Source organism: Murimonas intestini (assembly GCF_024622195.1).
In the GTDB taxonomy this organism is placed as follows: Bacteria; Bacillota; Clostridia; order Lachnospirales; family Lachnospiraceae; genus Murimonas; species Murimonas intestini.
Window position 1 is genome coordinate 1 of the sequence record NZ_JANKBI010000022.1, and the last position, 18,470, is coordinate 18,470.

The following is an 18,470-nucleotide window of genomic DNA, read 5'->3' on the forward strand; positions in this document are numbered from 1 at the left end:
CGCGCTGCAGCCCTCGGGATTTTCGTGCAAATACGCACGAAAACACCTCGCGGGATGGTGACGTGTGAACAGTAACTTCCAAAGTACTGCGGTACATGAAACATCGGAATGTCTGTGCAGATAAGATTCCAGCAGCCATGATGAGGCGTCACGGAACGATCTGCGCATTTCATAAAATTACCTTTTATTGTATCTGAAACTGCCCACGGCTGTCTGTCAGATAGGATATATTGTTTCCCGTGCTGCCCAGCCCAATCAGCAGGGCACCTAACGGGTTGATTTCAAAGCTTAAGTAACGCGGGTCTTTCCACGGATACTGGTCAATAAACTGGAGCCCGGCCTGCTCCCAGCAGGAGCTTTCCGCTCCCACTTTTTCTGAATCTGTATATTTACATGTATACTTTCTCATTTTTTTCTTTCTGTTTTTAGAAACCTGCCCATAGCCGTAAAAAATATATGTAAGGCTATGAGCAGGTTCTATTTCACTTTCGTAAATCAGTCTCGCCTGTGCTGCCGGTCACGGAGTGAACAGCAATGCGCCTGTCTGTTTATTTAGAAGCTACAAATTCATCTACCTGCCGCTGAAGCTCATCTATGATCTCCTGCAGGCCAAGGCCGTCTAATGCTTCTCTGTACTCAGCAATGGCAGCGTCAACGTCTTTCACATCGCCCCTGTGCAGTTCATAGGCATATTCTGACACAATAGATGAGCAGGCTGCGATCTCATTCTGGACAGCAGACAGGTCGGGAGCAAATCCCATCAGAGTATTATCCGGAGCAGTGTTCACACCGTCGCAAATTTTCTTGTACATATCAGCATCCGGCACTGCTTCCGGCGCCAACAGCATATCAAAACTGGCCATTGTGTAGTTTGGAGTTACCCAGTCATAACCGGTAAGTGACTTGAATCTGCCATCTACTTCCTCATAGTTCACACCTTTTACACCATAGGCAAGCATATTACGGTAATCAGCATTTGTATTGACATACTGCAGATATTTAACAGCTGCATCAACCTTTTTTGAATTCAGAGGAATACAGTTCACGCTGCCTAATGCTGCAGTTGACTTCAAAAACGGTCCTCCGGCATCTGCCAGTATTGTGTCATAACCTACTGCTTCGCCTCCCCATACTGTGTACTGTGCGCCATCCCAGCCTACACCTCTGGAGATCACTCCGCGCGGATGGCTGTCTACCTGAGCAGCAGCGATACCGTTGGACAGACCTTCATCAGCCCACTTTTTCAACGTCTTCAGATCTTCAACATATTCCGGATCATCATACATCCACTGTACCGTAGGATGCTCATCCCCAAAGTTTTTAACACCTATCTCCAGATCCTGTGCACTGAGGATATCCCATTCGATTTTAATACTCCAGTCGCCGCGCTTGTCCATCATGTACGCATTCGTAGCCTCCTCAGCAGAACGGTTGCTTTCAGGCGCCTCTTTCATCCATGCATTTATCTTTTCCAGAGCCGGCGTCATGCTGTCCAGACGTACATTAGCCTTGTTAAAATCATCCGTAGCGCCAAGCTCTGCCAGAAGATCTTCTTCACCGATCCAGAACTGTGTCTCAGCAGTATCTTTCCATGTAGGCACACCAAATATACGGTCATTAACCTTTACGCCATCCCACAAAATACCTGGAATCTTCTCCCACAGCTCCGGTGCCTGCTCCGGCAGTATATCTGTCAGATCAACAAAATAATTATTCATGGCAGAACCACGGTAATCTGCAAACCAGTTTGCAGATGTCACGATATCTACATCGCTGTCACCCGCTGTTAAAGCAGACACGGTGGGGGCATCATCTGAACCCTGGAATTGGAAATCCACAGTTATCCCTATATCCTCTGCTGATTTTTCGTTCAATGCCTTTACTACGTCAGCCGGTTTATTAGGGGCTGTACCCGCAATATACCAGACCAGATTAACTGTTTCATCTTCTCCCGCTGCCTTTACCCCTGCAGACAGATCACCGCCAAAAGTTCCAAAACTCCCGCCTGCCAGCGTAGTTGCCAGCATTGTCCCTGCCCATAATGCAGAAACCATTTTCTTTGTTCTTCTCATAAGAATATCCTCCTGTTTTTTATTTATTATTAACCCCCTCAAGGAATTAATTTCCCGTAACTGTTCAGTTTTTACAGCGCGAAACGACGTTTTTGCCATCAGCCCTTTACCGCACCTACAGTAAGACCTGAAATAAAGTATTTTTGAAAAAAAGGATAGATCAGCGCGATAGGTGTCACCGTAATTACTACCAGCGCCATACGTATACCATCCTCCGGCAGATTCTGCCTCATAGCTGCCATTGTCATATCTGACAGATAAGGGTTATCCGCCAGGAACATAATATCCTTCTCGATACGCATCAGCATATACTGAAGAGGCCAGAGTTTCTGATCTCCAACTACATACAGCAGCGCATTCTGCCAGTCATTCCAATAGGCAAATGAAAGAAACAGGCCGATCGTCGCCATTGCAGGCAGTGAGATTGGAATAACGACCTTGAAGAATATACGCAGCTGGGATGCACCATCCATCTTTGCAGATTCAATAAGTTCCTCCGGAACTGTAGATGTAAAAAATGTCCGGAATACAATAATATAAAATGAATTTACAGCCACAGGCAAAATGAGCGCCCATATACTATTTCTCAGATTCAGAAGCTGTGTGTTGACAAGGTAGCTTGCTGTCAGTCCGCCATTAAATAACATGGGGATAAATACCAGCATTGTGTACGCTTTGCGGAGTGCAAAATTTTTACGTGATAACACATACCCCATCAGAGCATTCAGCAGTACACCCATCATTGTTCCCGCTACAGTAACTAAAACAGATATAAAAATTGCATTAATAAGTGATGCCCCATTTTCAAACAATGTGATATATGCGTCAAGGGTACACTTCTCCGGAAAAAACTGATATCCGTTTTTAAAAATTGATGTCTGATCTGTAAAAGAAATGATCACTACGAACAAAAACGGAACAAAACAACAAAGTGCCAGTATAATAAAGAATATACTTAAAACCATGTTTACAGGTTTTGATACCTGCATAAACCGGTTTTCTCCTGTCTCCCAATCCTGCTTTTTCTTTTTCCTCATATATAACCACTCCCTTTCTTAGAAAAATGAGTTTTCCGGCTCGATTTTCCGAACAATACCATTGGCAAGCAAAATTGTCACAAAACCGACAATCGACTGGAAGAAAGATGCCGCGGCACTCATATTAATATTATTATTTTGTGTGAGTGCATTAAAGATGTACACATCAAGCGTCATCGTTGATGGATACAGGGCTGCTGAATTTTTTGTTGCCTGATAGAACAGGCCGAAATCGGATTTGATGATTCCGCCGATCGCCATAATCCCCATAATAATAATGGTTGGTTTCAAAAGAGGTATCGTCACTTCTTTAATCTGCTGCCACTTTGTAGCGCCGTCGATCATGGCTGCCTCATAATAAGTACGGTCAAGGCCTGTAACTGCTGCCAGATACACTACCATGTTGTATCCCACTGTCTTCCATTGATTCAGGAATACCAGCAGGAACGGCCATATGGAGTTGGCGTCCTTTCCGTAGAAATTATAGTCGATCCCTATGCTGTGCAAAAACCTTGTAATCAAACCGTTATCTGTACTCAGAAAAGCAAACACAAAGTAGCTGGCAACAACCCATGACATAAAATGCGGGAAAAACATGGCTGTCTGGCAGATCTTAGACAGACGTTTATTCAGCAAAAGTGATATCATGATTGCCAATGCCACCGGAACAACCATCTGCAGGATGATGAATATAAGGTTGTAACCGACAGTACGTCCGATAATTGCTAAAAAGTCACCTCTCACGAACAAAAATTCAAAATTTTTAAGGCCGGCCCAGTCGGATGCAAATAAACTTCCAAAAAAGCCTTTTCCCTGTACTAAACGATAATTTTTAAATGCCAGCACAACTCCCATCATAGGAATGTAGGCAAATAATATGTACCAGATAACAGTCGGCAGAGAGATCAAAAACAATTCAAGATCATCCCGGCGGAATTTCTTCCTTTTCCTAGGCGTGGTGCCATGCCCTCTTTCCTTTCCTTTTTTCCTCAATTTTTATATACCTCCTATACCCCATAAATTTGGATCTACACTTACCGCTCCGGTCACGTGCTCTTCCATCTGCATCAGCGCCGTTCACAGGATTTCAGACGAGAACCCTGTCAGAAAAACTTGAATGGTGCCTTTGAATTTTATATCTATATACTACCATCTGATGTTTGCTGCTGAATATCATTCTTTAGCCGATTTATAACATCTTTTGGGGAGTTTCGCAAAAATTCGATATTTATAAAAAAAGCTGCCTGTTTTTGCCAGGCAGCTTTCTTATTAAATCTCATCCACACGTACAAAACGTTTTTCCCTTGCACTTTTGATGGCTGCAAATGCAACCTGCGATGCACAGACAGCATCATCTACACCGCACACCTCGCCGCGAAGTCCATTGATCTGGTCTATAAAATTTTCCAGCGCCGCTGAATGCCCCTTGTCTGGCTCTGCGGTAAACTGCAGCATCGGATCATTTGCTTCTGCAGCTTCTTTTAAGGCTGCGGCCTTCTTTTCACGGAAGCCTTCGATTCCTCCCTGAATTCCCACATCCTGATGACGGTCTTTTATAAAGTCATATTTCTTCACTGCAGGTGCTCCGGGAATTCCTGCTGTGCGGACCTCGCACATATGATCCACGACAACAATAGCTCCATTTCCCATAATCTCATAAAGCTCTTTAGGATAGCCAAAAGTACCGTTTGCGCACATATTTAAAGTTGCCAGCTCTCCTGTCTTATATTTGATGATAATGGCATGATTAAGCATACCTGTCTCCATCGCCACAACTTCCTCAGGTTCAGAATCCATAAACCAGTTACACAGGTCAGTGAAGTGAGTCATTTCAAACAGCATGGGACCGTATGGCGCCTGAACAGGGTCAAACACCCATCCCTTCCAGCTGTACCAGTCATCATTTACACGCACACTCATGGAAGCACGGCCGTCATCTTTACGGTTAGGGCGGCCCGGCTCACGTTTCCAGCGCCATGGCTCCTGCCGATTATCTTCCATATGTTTACGAAAGATATCATGTGCATCTCTCATAGCAGGACTGTTACGGCGGTTATGTCCGATACAGAATGGTATGCCGCTCTCATGTACTGCCTTCTGTATCTTATAAATCTCCTCCATACTGGTTGCAAGCGGCTTCTCAACATAAACAGGCTTATGAAATTGTGCCGCATAAGAAATAACAGGAAAACGGAGTTTTTCAGTAGTACAAAGACAGATGGCATCAACCTCCGGGTTTTCAATAGCAGCTTTCCAGTCCTTACAAATATGCTGCGCACCAAATTTTGTCTGACATAGAGTCAAAATATAATCTGACAGGTCGCAGCAGGTGTGGAGGTTTGCTTTTTCAGATTGTGCCAGACAGGGAATGTGGGTACCCTGGGCAAGCGCTCCGCAGCCGATTACAGCAAAATTCAACTTTTTCATAATATATTCCTTTCTAAAGAGCTTTACAGCGTCATTCATAAATAGAAATAAGGCAGGCTTCTCTTGTATGTTCATATAAAAGTGCAAAACCCTCTTTTTCCTTTGAGAGAGGGACAGGACTTCCGTTCAGGCATACTGTGCACGGTTCGGAGAAGACGATCTTACCCTGGGTTCCCGGCGCACCGTGCAGTTCCAGTCTGCTGCGCTCAGGATCAAGGGGGATCACTTCACTTGTACAGTAGCAGATATGATTTTTCCCATCCAGGACCGGCATATTAAAAATCAGGATGCGGCCTTCATGAGGCATTAATTCCAGCAAAAATTCATAACCTGCGCATCTGATTATCCCCGGCTCAAGAGTGCCTGCAGCATTACCCACGGAAAGAAAATGCATTGCCTCATTTTTTCGTGAAAACAGGCTGAAGTATCCGTTCTTTTCACTGACCGCAGGTGATATACCACATACCTTTTCGAAAACATCCTTCCAGAACGACACGCTCTGCCCGTTGTTGTACAGGGCCTCAAAGCCTGCTACAACAGCCTTGCCCTGCTCTGCCGTGACAGAAGACGCAACGGCTTTGCCTTTATAAAAAGCCAGCGGTTTATTTTCCCTGCTGAAATTATACACAGACATCCAGCTGTGGACAGATAATTCCTGTCCGCCCCAAGCCTGTACCACACGGCTTCCATAATCCAGTATTTCACCGCCTGCCGGGCGGATCATTTCTGTCAGTTCTGCCCCTAAAAGCTTCAGTATTGAATTATTATAGTTGCCGTACAGATCAAACTGCGGGATCATGGGGGTAAAGATAGCGGTGCCGCCGCTCTTGATGTATTCGCATAAATAATCAAATGCTTCCGTTTCCAGACATCCCGCATTAGGAACGATCAGCGGAGTATGACAGTCCGGCGGGCAGCATGGATTTGCCAGATCTACCATCCGTCCGGACAATCCCAGACGTACTGAGAGTACCAGCGCTTCACGCACCTTGCGCCATGCGCTGCTTTCTACTTTTACAGTCTGTTTAGAGACACCTTCATATCCATCCAGCCAGTCATGGCTAAAGGCAACTTCACCACGGTCTATCTTAGGTTCTGCGCTGAAACGTTCACCCCCCGGAGCCCCCTCTCCCCCGCTGCCCATAAGCGGATAAGTCCCAAAAAAGTCAGAAAGGCGCATTCCAGGTGTAAAAGCAAGGTTCAGCTCTTCAGGACATTTTGCCGATGCGATTTCTTTCTCCCAGGCTTCCACAAAGCGATGGAAGGTGTGTATCTTTTCTGTCAGCCTGTTTGTCTCACCTTTTGCTGAAAGGGGTGCAAGAGGCCAGTACTCGGGACCTTCAATGGTCTGTTCCAGAGGTGAACTGCCGTTTACATACGAATAAACCACACTTCCGGCAAGCCCGTCCATAAGATTGTTGCGCAGCAGCATATCCCAGTTAATATCGGATTTTCTGAGCCGCTCATTATAGCAGCCTGCCCCCGCCTCCATAGCCAATGCGACAGAATTTAAGGGGCTGGAACGGTTTAACCGCACAGACATGGCATTGTCGGCACATCCCTCCCAATCCTGCAGCCGGTCTGAATATGTATGACAGGAGGTAAAAACAGGCAGACCTGTTTCTTTTATGCGTGCTCCCACCCCGGAATGATCCCCGTGATTAAAAAATCCTGCTACAGGCTCATTCAGCGTAACCGGTACATGGATTCCAAGGTCCATTGCGCAGCGTGTCATATCAATACCCCAGTCGGCAAAAAAACGGCGCTTAAAGTTCATCCAGTCATCCGCAAGTTTTTTCTCCAGAGGTGACCCTGGAAAAGCCCTGGGAGGTTTTACCTGAGAGAACTGCATATAGCTGCTTTCATAGTGCCTGTTCAGAATTTCAATCTCTTTATAACATTCCTGAAGATACTGCGGCCAGTAAACATTAATAATCTCAGGGTCGTACAGTGAATTCAGCAGCCCGAAGCTCCAGGCGCTTGACAGCTCATTATCCGGCTGAAATAATATCACACCGCCCTTTTCCCTGTCCTGAAATTCTGCGATCAGAGGTATAACTGCTTTGTACCAGTTGTATACCTTTTCCCGGTAGACGGGCTCCCCTTCTGCGGGGCATGGACGTCCCAGGCAGTAACCGCCTGCGGCACTGCGGCTTAAAGTCCCTGGATACTTCTCAAACAACCAGCGGGGAAAACCGCCGTCACGTAATTCGCTGTTAATAAACGGGCCTGGCCTGGCAGCAAGATAGAGGCCAAGACTGCATGCAATCTCAAAAAAACGGCGCAGGTTTCTGGATGGATGAGTATGTCCATCCAGGTCTACATCCCCTTCTTCCTCCTCATGAAAAAACCAGGGTATATAGGTAGTAACAAGATTCACTCCGCTTTTTTGGGCATTAGAAAGAATCTCCTCCCAATTTTCCGGATTCAAACGAAAGTACTGGATTTCTGCCCCTCGTACTAAAAACGGGCGGCCGTCAACATAAAGGTTCTCTTCTCTTAATTCAACTTTTTTCATAGGTCCCGATCCTTTTGGATATATTCAAAGTATTTGATTTCATTATAGATAGATATCTGCTGTGTGTATAGCGTTATTTAGGCAAGATGTATCATCTTTTAGCAGCAGCAAAAAGACCTGATTGATGTGCTCACCATCATTCAGGTCTTTATTATTGTTATAGCTTATTACTTTGCAGCCATTCCTTTACTTTTATCCCTTTAATCGCTTATCAATATCTGATGCACTATACAATACATCTGTCACTGTAACCTTTTCGCCTTGTATCACATAGAAAACAGAATAGTTGTCTACCAGCATTTGGCGAATCCCTTTTGAATGTTCTGGTTCTGAATCCATAATACGAAAACGTTCTGGTAGCATATCCAGTTTTAAGATTGCATCTGCAATTCGATTATACTGTCCGATTGCATTTTCCGGCGAAAGAAGCGAGAACGCAATATAATTATAAAGCTGTTCCATATCTGCCAATGCTTCATCTGTAATTTCTACAATGTATTGTATCATGCTCCATGATTTTCCCTAAACTTTTCAAAAGCATTCGCTGCATTCTGTACTCTGCCAGCTTCAATATCATCATAACCTTTTTTAAGTTTTCTATGAAACTGTTCATCTGTCATCAAATCAGCGTTAATAACATCTGGTGCTTTTGGCAATGTAACATTAAATGGAATTCCACCAGTCAAAGAGATCTGATTTAGATAAATATCGATTGCAGTTGACATCGGCACACCTAATCTTGATAACACTGCTTCTGCACGTTCTTTTACAATTGGATTAACTCTTAAGTTCAATGTAGCTGTTTTTTCCATAAGACAGCACCTCCTTCTTTTAATGCAATTGTAACGCAAAAGTCATTACATTTCAAGTTTAACTTCTAATATAAAAAGCAACTGCAGGCTCATTATTCATTTGTTTATACCTCCCTCAGCAAACCCTCCAAGCAGCACGGCGTCATTTAAACAGTAGCCATCAGACTGCTGCTGTCAGGATCCAGATATAACACAGCATTTGGATGACGGCGCAGAACAGAGGCCGGACATGTTTCTGAAACCGGACCATGTACTGTATCATACACGGCAGCGGCTTTTGTCCTTGCCGGAACTATACAGAAAACCTGAGGGGCAGCAACTAAAGCTGGAATCGTCAGCGTCAATGCAGTTTCAGGTACATCTTCCAGCCTGGAAAAACAGCCGTCGTTTACCTGCTGCTGCCTGCATTTTTCATCCAGTGTCACGATTTTTACCAGCGCATCATCATTAAAATCCGCCTCATGGGGATCATTAAAAGCAATATGCCCATTCTCCCCAATTCCCATAATTACAATATCCGCAGGAAATTTTTTTAGAAGTGCAGCATAGCGCTCTGACTCAGTTTCCGGGTCTGCCGTAGAATTCAAATACTCCACTGAACCAGGCCTTGCTTTATCAAAAAGAGCATCCCGCAGAAATTTTGCAAACCCCTGGGGCGCTTCAGGGCTGATGCCTACGTATTCATCCATGTGGAAAGCATGGACCTTATCCCAGTCAATTTTGGAGGATATCGAAAGTGCATCAAGCACCTCACGCTGGGAAGGCGCTGCCGCAAAAATAATATTGCATTCACCGCGCTGAGCGATTACGGAAGAAACGGCCTTTTCTATATCACAGGCCGCCCCACATCCCATCTCACTCCTTGAAGGATACATCTTAATGTTCAGAAGATCTTTTTTAATAGTTTTAGTCATAAAAATATTCCTGCTTTCTTTAATTTATGTAATATACTTAATAAATCCCTATTTATTAAATTCCTTGCGAAACTGCTGCGGTGTCATCTGGTTGCTTTCCTTAAAACGCTGAATAAAATGGCTCGTGGAGATATAGCCTACTTCCATTGCTATTTCCGTAATGTTCATTCCTGTGGTAGTAAGTAATATCTTGGATTTTGTGAGACGTACCTCGTTCACATACCCTGGGAAGGTTTTACCTGTATGTGCAATAAAGAATTTTGAAAATGAATGATAACTCATGTTGCACTGGCTCGCAATCGTTTCCATCTTGATTTTATTCATATATTCCTGATCCACAAAAGTAAATATTTTTTGCAGCAGATCCATGGAATAAATATCATTGATACTGGTAAGATCCTTTTCTTCATCCTGTGCCTTCCAGCTGCGTAAGAACCAGAGTGAAAGCTGGCAAAGGAACAGCCTGATGGCAATATCTGAACAGAATTCAGGATTTTCATATTCTTCCAGCATATCCTCTATCAGCGAAGATATACGGCTTTCCACCAGAGTATTTCGTGTAAACAGACGCTGTCCAAGACGGCCGGAAATTGTAAATGAAAACAAAAACTTATTATCCGAGGCAGACTGACTGGCCGAATATAACAGCTCCTGGTCATACGCAATCTCCCAAAATGCAGCATCATCTTTTGATGAAGATGTGATCATATGCAGTTCCTCCGCCAAAACAACAAACAAATCCCCCGTGCCTACTATACAGGAATTGCCATTGACATCAATCTGAAGCTGTCCGCGGAGAACATACAATACCTTAATGCAGCTTTGCTGCTGCGGAACATCAAACAAGCCCCGGCCGTGCTGACACAGGACTATTTCATAACGTACCCCCGAACTTTTACCTACATTTTCTGGAATGAGTCTGCTCATATGTATTTCCTCATATTCTATAAACCTTATCTTTGCAGAACTGCTCTCTCTGTTTTATTTCCGCGAAATTTTATACACCTCCGTGCATCCCACGATAATGTATACACTCCGTGCATCCCATAATTCAGATCCTTACGGATAGGCGTGCTTCGCACGATAATGTATAAAATATCGTAACTATTCAGCAGGTCTGTGCATTTACTGCACAGACCGTGAGAAAATGATTCAAGAGTGCAAAAATCCCATCGCCAAAGGCGATTTTAAATGGATTTTGCAGGTAACTGTGAAAGTACTGAGCAGTTACAAAATATCTATAATCTTTATACTTAAATCATTATAGCAAGAAAAATGCTTTTTGCAACTTCAAAAAAACAAGGTAATTTTTGTCATAAATTTATATAGAGCGCAAAAAAGGCTTAAAACCGCTGTTTTTTGGCATTCAGAAGAATCCGCGGCAAATAGTCCGCTAAAAAGTGATATAATTATACGAAAGAGTGATATTTATCCATACCCTATAAATAGCTCTTTTCTCTTGTATTGACGCCCGAACTTGGAACTTTATCTGATTAAAAATCGGGATGAAAGCTTTTTAAAAAATGACTTTCATCCCGATTTTTGGGCAAAGATATGAAATTGATCCATTCACACGCTCTTCACCAGCGCAATTTCCTCCACCAGCTCCCTGACCACCTGCAGTATATCATCATTGTCTTTCAGGCTCTTGCGTGGTTTTTTGTATTCAAAGTAAGGATTTGTATCTACTTTGAAATTAAGCTGGTTCTTGTTATTATTCTTGTACTTCTCTACCAGATGTTCGATTTTAGCCGGGTCTGCTTTGGCACGCTCAAACATGGTGAACCTGATAGAGTCACCCTTCTGGGATATCTCAGTAATATACGCTTTGTGGGCCATGGCCTTCAGATTTGCGATAGCCAGAAGGTTCTGTACTGATTTAGGCGGTTCTCCAAAACGGTCCATCAGCTCCTCCATCATATCATCATACTCTTCCTCGCTCTCGATACCGGCCACACGCTTATAAATATCCAGCTTCTGGGACTCACTGCGGATATATTTTTCAGAGATAAAGGCATCGATATCCAGATCGATGGAAGTGCCGTATTCTTCCTCCGGCTCTGCCTCCCCCTTCAATTCCTTGACAGATTCATTGAGCATCTTACAGTACAGGTCATATCCCACTGCTTCCATATGGCCGTGCTGCTCTTCTCCCAGCAGGTTCCCCGCGCCTCTGATCTCAAGATCTCTCATGGCTATTTTAAAGCCGCTTCCCAGATCAGTAAATTCCCTGATGGCATGAAGCCTCTTTTCTGCAATCTCCTTCAGCATCTTGTTGCGCCTGTACATCAGAAAGGCATATGCCGTCCTGTTTGAACGGCCGACTCTTCCCCTTAACTGGTACAGCTGTGAAAGCCCAAGACTGTCGGCGTCGTGGATGATCATGGTATTCACGTTGGAGATGTCCAGTCCTGTCTCAATGATGGTTGTGGATACAAGCACATCTATCTCTCCGTTGATAAAATCATACATGATGCGCTCCAGCTCTCTTTCCTTCATCTGCCCATGGGCAAATGCCACATTTGCCTCCGGCACCAGCTTTGCCACTGTATTTGTCATCTCCACGATGGTGTTAACTCTGTTATATACATAATATACCTGGCCGCCTCTTGCCAGTTCACGGCTTATGGCCTCTCTGACCATCTCCTCATTGTATTCCATGACATATGTCTGGATAGGCTGGCGCTCCTGGGGCGCCTCTTCCAGTACACTCATATCACGTATGCCCACAAGGCTCATATGCAGGGTTCTGGGGATCGGCGTAGCTGTCAGAGTGAGCACATCCACATTTTCTTTCAGCTTCTTTATCCTCTCTTTATGAGTGACGCCAAAGCGCTGCTCCTCATCCACGATCAAAAGCCCCAGGTCCTTAAATTCCACATCCTTAGACAGCACCCTGTGTGTTCCGATAAGGATATCCACCAGGCCTTTCTTCAGATCCTGAAGCGTCTTTTTCTGTTCCGCTGCGGTCCTGAACCGGCACATCAGGTCTACCCTGATGGGAAAATCTTTCATACGCTGAACAAAGGTATTGTAATGCTGCTGTGCCAGTATGGTAGTGGGTACCAGGAAAACCACCTGTTTCCCATCCTGGGCTGCCTTAAATGCAGCACGGATAGCCACCTCGGTCTTGCCGTATCCCACGTCACCGCAGACAAGACGGTCCATGATCTTGCGGCTTTCCATATCTTTCTTGGTGGACTCTATTGCAAGCACCTGGTCATCCGTCTCTTCATAGGGAAACATCTCCTCAAATTCCCTCTGCCACACAGTGTCCTCACTGAACTGGAACCCCTCACTTTTCTGCCGGACTGCATAGAGGCGCACCAGATCTCTGGCCACATCCCTTACAGCGCTCCTCACCCTTGTCTTTGTCTTGTTCCACTCCTGGGATCCCAGCTTATTCAGTTTTGGCTTTTTTGCCTGGGAATCTGCATATTTCTGGATCACGTCCAGCTGTGTCGCCAGGATATAGAGGTTGCTGCCGCCTGCATACTCTATCTTCATATAATCCTTGGTGACTTTGTCCACCTCTATCTTTTCTATGCCTTTGTAGACGCCCAGGCCGTGGTTTTCATGCACCACATAGTCACCCACAGCCAGCTCCGAAAAGCTCTGGATCTTCTTCCCCTCATACACCTTTCGCTTTTTCTTTTTCTTTTCCTTGCCGAAGATATCACTCTCCGAGATGACAACAAACTTAATAAGGGGATATTCATATCCCTTTCTGGCATTTCCATAGGCTGCAAGGATCTCTCCTGGCTGAACCACTCTCTCCATATCATCTGTATAGAAACTGTTCAGCTCATACTCACGCAGATCCTCAGCAAGCCGTTTTGCCCTGGTCCTGGAACCTGAGAGCAGGATAACCTGGTATCCTTCCTTTTTAAATCTTTTCAGGTCTTTAACCAGCAGTTCAAAGCTGTTGTTATAAGGATTTACGGATTTAACGAAAATGCTGTACCTATCCGTGATCCTGAAACTGCCCTTGGCAGCCTCCAGAGTGCACAGCCCCATACACCTCATGGCATTCAGTCTTCCCGTCACTTCCTGGCTGCTGTAGAGGATACCCGTCTGTCCGGGCAGGACATATCCCTTCTCCAGCCTGTTCATCATGCTTTCCCTGAACTCCTGCTCAATCGCATCCCCCTCCTGAGAGATTCTGTTGGGTTCATCCAGTACAACAAGAGTGTCTCTGTCTGTAAAGTAATCCAGAAAAGATACTGTCTTGTCATAAAAATAGTCTACATAGCTGTCAAGCCCTGCGCCTACCCCATACTCTTCCAGCTTTTCTCTGCATTCCTCAAGAAGCTCTGACAGATGATGTGCCTCTTCAGTTTTGTTCTCATCCCTCAACTGTCTGCGGAGCTTTTTGACTTCTTTTTCCATTTTCAGGATACCGGCTTCTGCCCGCTGCTTATCCACAATAACTTCTGCTGCCGGATAGACAGTTATTGCATCCAGATTCTCTATAGACCGCTGGCTCTCCACATCAAAGCTTCTTATAGAATCAACTTCATCCCCCCACAGTTCGATCCTCACAGGATTCTCTTCTGTCAGAGGATATATATCTATGATCCCTCCGCGTACTGCAAACTGTCCGCTGCCTTCCACCTGGCCCACACGTTCATATCCCATCTCAACCAGCTGCTTTTTCATCTTCTCCACATCCACAGAGCTGGCAGCGTCCAGCCTGAAGATATATTTTTTCCAGTCAGACAGGGGGACCAGATGGTCCATGCAGCCTCCCATAGTGGTAATGATGGTTACTTCTTCCTCTTCCAGAAGCGCTTTTAGCGCCGAGATCCTTGTCTGTACCAGCAGGTTGCTGTGGATATCGGCGCTGTAAAATATAAGATCCTTAGACGGATATAAAAGGACCTTCTTATCAAAAAATCTATAATCTTCATATAGTTCTTTTGCACGGAGCTCACTGTAGGTGACAATGACCTTGCAGGAGTATGCCTCACCCGCACAATAGATAAAATGAGATTTCGAAGAATCAATGCAGCCGGTAACCTCTACCATGCCTTTTGTCTTTGACAGGCTCCGTGTTATCTGCTCAAATTCCCCCAGGTTGCTGATTGGCTGTGTAAAGGCCTTCATCATACCCTCCATTTCAGGCTTTCTTATTAAAGCTGTTCATAGCAGCATCCATGCCGTCTGTCATAATAGACACGACAGCCCCGGCTGCCCTCTCTAATGCATCCGCAAAGGCCTCCCTCTGAGACTTTGGAAAACGCCCCAGCACATAATCTGCCAGATCGAATCCGGGCGGCTTTTCTCCCACCCCTATCTTTACTCTTTTAAACTCCTGATGTCCCAGATGGGCAATTATACTTTTGATGCCATTATGCCCTCCGGCGCTTCCCTTACCCCTGAGGCGCAGCTGTCCCGGCTCCAGGCTGATATCATCATACAGGACGATCAGTTCGTCCTTCTCATCTATCTTATAAAAATCCACAAGCTCTCTTACACTCTCCCCGCTCAGGTTCATAAAAGTGAGCGGTTTGGCCAGGACCACCTTCTGTCCCTCTATTATCCCTTTTCCATACAATGCCTTGAATTTCTTCGTATCAACATCAATATTATATTTATCTGCAAGCAGGTCAACAGCATCAAAGCCTGCGTTATGCCTGGTATGCTCATACTGTCTGCCCGGATTCCCAAGCCCTACGATCACGTACACATCATCACATCCTTATTCTATTTTACAAATTTCAAATGATATTCTACAGTAAATATCCTGAAATGTCCATGTCAAATTGAAAGACCGCTGCAAACGCAGCGGCCTTTCATCTTAAGTTTATATGCAGCGTAATCAGAAACCCCCGACTTATTCCTGTGCTTCCTCTTCCTGCGCTGCTGCAACTTCATACTGTTTAAGGATAATTTCCTGTATCTTCTCACGTGTCTGTGAGTTAATAGGATGTGCTATATCCCTGTATTCTCCGTCTGATGCCTTCCTGCTCGGCATCGCAATAAATAATCCTTTCTCACCTTCAATTACTTTGATATCGTGAACCACAAACTCGTCATCAATTGTAATAGAAACAACGGCCTTCATCTTTCCTTCTTTTGCAACTTTGCGTACTCTTACGTCAGTTATATTCATAGCTCATGTGCCCCTTTCCCTGTATTGTCATCATTTTCCGTTATAGCACGTAACGCTCATTTTTTTCTATAACAATCTTTATTCCGTCTTCCCCGACGTGGTATGAATTTGCCCGTATTGTATCACGGCTCTCAACGATACAGTTCTCGATATGGGTATTGTCTCCCAGGTATACATCATTTAAAATGATGGAATTCTTGATCACACAGTTTTCTCCCACAAAAACTTTCTTAAACAGCACGGAATTTTCCACATATCCGTTCAGGATACATCCGCTTGATACAAGGCTGTTCTTCACTTCACATCCAGGATTATATTTTGCCGGCGGCAGGTCGTCCACCTTGGAATATACATCAGGATACTGACGGAAGAAATAGTCTCTTACTTCCGGTTTCAGGAAATCCATGTTCGTCTTATAATAAGACTCAACTGTAGCGATATTGCTCCAGTAGTTTTTCATCTTATATCCGTAGATCCTCTTCAGGTTTTTATAACGGATAAGGATATCTTTTACGAAATCATGACGGTCTTCCTGTGCACAGCGTTCAATCAGCTCGATCAACTGTCTTCTTCGGATGACATAGACACCTGTGGACACCGTGTTATAGGCGGACACCATAGGTTTCTCCTCAAATTCTTCTATCCTGGAGTCCTCATTCATTTTCAGAACACCGAACCTGGTCACGTCCTCGCCCGGCTCAATATCCTTGCAGACAACTGTGATATCCGCTTTTTTCTCAATATGGTACTCAAGTACCTTATTGTAATCCAGCTTGTACACACCGTCCCCGGATGCAATGATCACATACGGTTCATGGCATTTTTTGAGGAAATCCAGATTCTGATAGATGGCATCTGCCGTGCCTCTGTACCAGAAGCTGTTGTCAGCGGTAATGGTAGGTGTAAATACGAACAGGCCTCCCTGTTTTCTTCCGAAATCCCACCATTTTGAGGAGCTTAAATGCTCGTTTAAAGAACGTGCATTATACTGTGTCAGCACCGCTACCTTCTGTATGGAAGAATTGGACATATTACTCAGCGCAAAGTCGATACTTCTGTAACTGCCCGCTATTGGCATGGCCGCAATGGCCCTTTTATTTGAAAGTTCTCTCATACGGTGGTTATTTCCACCTGCTAAAATGATTCCTACCGCTCTCATGCTTCCTCACCGTCCTTTTTCAAAGTCTCGCCGCTCTCAAGTAAGCCGTCCGGATAGTCTTCCGGCACCGTAGTACCAGAAATCGCTGTATTTTTACCAATTTTAACATTTGGCGGAATATAACTTCCTTCCCCGATCGTTACCAATCCAAAGGAGTACACATTTGGTTTTACTTTATTTGGAACCTCTTCTCCCACTCCAAGAACCACATTATTATCAATTTTAACATTTTCTGCGATGATAGCGCGATCCATAACTACTCCTTCACCAATGGTCGTTCCTTTCATAATGATGGAATCCTTGATGACACTCCCCTTGCCAATGGTAACACCGGCACCGATTACGGAATTCTGGACTTCCCCGTATACCTCTGTACCATCGCCAATAATACTCTTTGTGATCTTTGCCTCAGCAGAAATATACTGCGGCGGAATGATCTCACTGCCTGTATATATCTTCCAGAACTCTTCATAAAGATTGAATTCAGGAATAATATCGATCAGCTCCATGTTGGCCTCCCAATAGGAGCCCAATGTCCCCACATCTTTCCAGTATCCGTTATATTCGTAGGCTACCAGCTTGTCCCCTCTTTCGTGGCAGTAAGGGATGATGTGCTTGCCGAAGTCACAATTGCTCTGGTCTTTCATAGCAATGAGAGCTTCTTTTAAAACTTTCCACGAGAATATGTATATACCCATTGAAGCCAGATTGCTCTTCGGATGCTCCGGCTTTTCCTGGAACTCAGTGATCCTGTTCTGCTCATCTGCGATGACTACGCCGAAACGGCTGGCCTCCTCGATGGGCACCGGCATTACTGCAATCGTAATATCTGCATTGCTGGCCTTATGGAAATCCAGCATGACTTCATAATCCATCTTATAAATATGGTCTCCGGAAAGCATCAGAACATATTCCGGATTATAATTCTCCATATAGGTGAGGTTCTGGTAAATTGCATTGGCGGTTCCTGTATACCACTCACTGTTTCCGCTCTTCTCGTATGGAGGAAGAACGGTAACTCCGCCGATATTTCTGTCCAGATCCCAAGGGATACCGATCCCTATGTGTGTGTTAAGCCTGAGGGGCTGATATTGTGTCAGTACACCTACTGTATCTACACCAGAATTAATACAGTTGCTCAGCGGGAAATCTATGATTCTGTATTTTCCGCCAAAAGCTACGGCTGGCTTAGCCACTTTTTCAGTCAGGACTCCCAGCCGGCTGCCCTGTCCACCTGCAAGTAACATTGCAATCATTTCTTTTTTAATCACGCTATCACCTCTTGTTGTAATTATTTGTTTTTTTATTATAACACACATCCTGGAAATAGTGAACACATTTTACATATTTTTGAATTTTTTTTACTACATTTTATGACAAATGCTTCATATTTTTGTTTTGAATTTACAAAGTCAC

Annotated in this window: 16 protein-coding genes; all 16 read right to left on the minus strand. The window is 44.6% G+C overall.

The window, feature by feature from the left end; translation table 11 throughout:
• On the minus strand, positions 1 to 173 hold a 173-nt coding region (locus NSB28_RS25200; RefSeq protein ID WP_416388935.1), incomplete at its 3' end, for a carbohydrate-binding family 9-like protein.
• Between the two features lie 11 nt (positions 174 to 184).
• Entirely contained in the window at positions 185 to 409 is a 225-nt protein-coding gene (locus NSB28_RS22030) for a hypothetical protein (RefSeq protein WP_109747813.1), read from the minus strand.
• A gap of 139 nt (positions 410 to 548) precedes the next feature.
• Complete coding sequence (locus NSB28_RS22035) at positions 549 to 2,072, minus strand: ABC transporter substrate-binding protein (protein WP_257497807.1); 1,524 nt, start codon at positions 2,070 to 2,072, stop codon at positions 549 to 551.
• A gap of 98 nt (positions 2,073 to 2,170) precedes the next feature.
• A complete protein-coding gene (locus NSB28_RS22040) occupies positions 2,171 to 3,109 on the minus strand; it encodes a carbohydrate ABC transporter permease (protein ID WP_109747815.1) in 939 nt (312 codons plus the stop codon).
• Positions 3,110 to 3,127: 18 nt separating this feature from the next.
• A complete protein-coding gene (locus NSB28_RS22045) occupies positions 3,128 to 4,102 on the minus strand; it encodes an ABC transporter permease subunit (RefSeq protein WP_243134675.1) in 975 nt (324 codons plus the stop codon).
• A gap of 276 nt (positions 4,103 to 4,378) precedes the next feature.
• The gene (locus NSB28_RS22050; protein ID WP_257497808.1) at positions 4,379 to 5,536 is read right to left on the minus strand and encodes a Gfo/Idh/MocA family oxidoreductase; all 1,158 of its coding nucleotides are present in this window, start codon (positions 5,534 to 5,536) and stop codon (positions 4,379 to 4,381) included.
• A 31-nt stretch (positions 5,537 to 5,567) separates the two neighbouring features.
• A complete protein-coding gene (locus tag NSB28_RS22055) occupies positions 5,568 to 8,054 on the minus strand; it encodes a beta-galactosidase (RefSeq protein WP_109747817.1) in 2,487 nt (828 codons plus the stop codon).
• A gap of 192 nt (positions 8,055 to 8,246) precedes the next feature.
• Positions 8,247 to 8,561, minus strand: coding sequence for a type II toxin-antitoxin system RelE/ParE family toxin (locus NSB28_RS22060; RefSeq protein WP_109747818.1), 315 nt, complete (start codon positions 8,559 to 8,561; stop codon positions 8,247 to 8,249).
• The gene (locus NSB28_RS22065; RefSeq protein WP_109747819.1) at positions 8,558 to 8,866 is read right to left on the minus strand and encodes a type II toxin-antitoxin system RelB/DinJ family antitoxin; all 309 of its coding nucleotides are present in this window, start codon (positions 8,864 to 8,866) and stop codon (positions 8,558 to 8,560) included. Before NSB28_RS22065 ends, NSB28_RS22060 begins: the two co-directional genes overlap by 4 nt.
• A gap of 146 nt (positions 8,867 to 9,012) precedes the next feature.
• Positions 9,013 to 9,780 carry a glucosamine-6-phosphate deaminase gene (locus tag NSB28_RS22070; RefSeq protein WP_109747820.1) on the minus strand — a complete coding sequence of 256 codons (768 nt, stop codon included), beginning with the start codon at positions 9,778 to 9,780 and terminating at the stop codon, positions 9,013 to 9,015.
• A gap of 48 nt (positions 9,781 to 9,828) precedes the next feature.
• Positions 9,829 to 10,707, minus strand: a complete 879-nt coding sequence (locus NSB28_RS22075; RefSeq protein WP_109747821.1) for an AraC family transcriptional regulator — start codon at positions 10,705 to 10,707, stop codon at positions 9,829 to 9,831.
• A 642-nt stretch (positions 10,708 to 11,349) separates the two neighbouring features.
• Positions 11,350 to 14,886 carry a transcription-repair coupling factor gene (mfd, locus tag NSB28_RS22080; protein ID WP_109747822.1) on the minus strand — a complete coding sequence of 1,179 codons (3,537 nt, stop codon included), beginning with the start codon at positions 14,884 to 14,886 and terminating at the stop codon, positions 11,350 to 11,352.
• A 13-nt stretch (positions 14,887 to 14,899) separates the two neighbouring features.
• Positions 14,900 to 15,469 carry an aminoacyl-tRNA hydrolase gene (pth, locus tag NSB28_RS22085; RefSeq protein ID WP_109747823.1) on the minus strand — a complete coding sequence of 190 codons (570 nt, stop codon included), beginning with the start codon at positions 15,467 to 15,469 and terminating at the stop codon, positions 14,900 to 14,902.
• A gap of 147 nt (positions 15,470 to 15,616) precedes the next feature.
• Positions 15,617 to 15,895 (minus strand): septation regulator SpoVG, encoded by a 279-nt coding sequence (spoVG, locus tag NSB28_RS22090; protein WP_109747824.1) that lies wholly within the window; start codon positions 15,893 to 15,895, stop codon positions 15,617 to 15,619.
• 40 nt (positions 15,896 to 15,935) lie between these two features.
• Entirely contained in the window at positions 15,936 to 17,054 is a 1,119-nt protein-coding gene (glgD, locus tag NSB28_RS22095) for a glucose-1-phosphate adenylyltransferase subunit GlgD (protein ID WP_109747825.1), read from the minus strand.
• A complete protein-coding gene (locus tag NSB28_RS22100) occupies positions 17,051 to 18,325 on the minus strand; it encodes a glucose-1-phosphate adenylyltransferase (protein ID WP_109747826.1) in 1,275 nt (424 codons plus the stop codon). The genes glgD and NSB28_RS22100 overlap by 4 nt, the downstream gene beginning before the upstream one ends.
• Positions 18,326 to 18,470 lie beyond the last annotated feature (145 nt).

Bases quoted from the DNA above. Each gene is read 5' to 3' on its own strand.
- NSB28_RS22065 (WP_109747819.1), bottom strand. From the start codon at position 8,866: ATGGAAAAAACAGCTACATTGAACTTAAGAGTTAATCCAATTGTAAAA.
- mfd (WP_109747822.1), bottom strand. From the start codon at position 14,886: ATGAAGGCCTTTACACAGCCAATCAGCAACCTGGGGGAATTTGAGCAG.
- NSB28_RS22060 (WP_109747818.1), bottom strand. From the start codon at position 8,561: ATGATACAATACATTGTAGAAATTACAGATGAAGCATTGGCAGATATG.
- NSB28_RS22040 (WP_109747815.1), bottom strand. From the start codon at position 3,109: ATGAGGAAAAAGAAAAAGCAGGATTGGGAGACAGGAGAAAACCGGTTT.
- spoVG (WP_109747824.1), bottom strand. From the start codon at position 15,895: ATGAATATAACTGACGTAAGAGTACGCAAAGTTGCAAAAGAAGGAAAG.
- NSB28_RS22070 (WP_109747820.1), bottom strand. From the start codon at position 9,780: ATGACTAAAACTATTAAAAAAGATCTTCTGAACATTAAGATGTATCCT.
- NSB28_RS22050 (WP_257497808.1), bottom strand. From the start codon at position 5,536: ATGAAAAAGTTGAATTTTGCTGTAATCGGCTGCGGAGCGCTTGCCCAG.
- NSB28_RS22055 (WP_109747817.1), bottom strand. From the start codon at position 8,054: ATGAAAAAAGTTGAATTAAGAGAAGAGAACCTTTATGTTGACGGCCGC.
- NSB28_RS22075 (WP_109747821.1), bottom strand. From the start codon at position 10,707: ATGAGCAGACTCATTCCAGAAAATGTAGGTAAAAGTTCGGGGGTACGT.
- NSB28_RS22035 (WP_257497807.1), bottom strand. From the start codon at position 2,072: ATGAGAAGAACAAAGAAAATGGTTTCTGCATTATGGGCAGGGACAATG.
- glgD (WP_109747825.1), bottom strand. From the start codon at position 17,054: ATGAGAGCGGTAGGAATCATTTTAGCAGGTGGAAATAACCACCGTATG.
- NSB28_RS22030 (WP_109747813.1), bottom strand. From the start codon at position 409: ATGAGAAAGTATACATGTAAATATACAGATTCAGAAAAAGTGGGAGCG.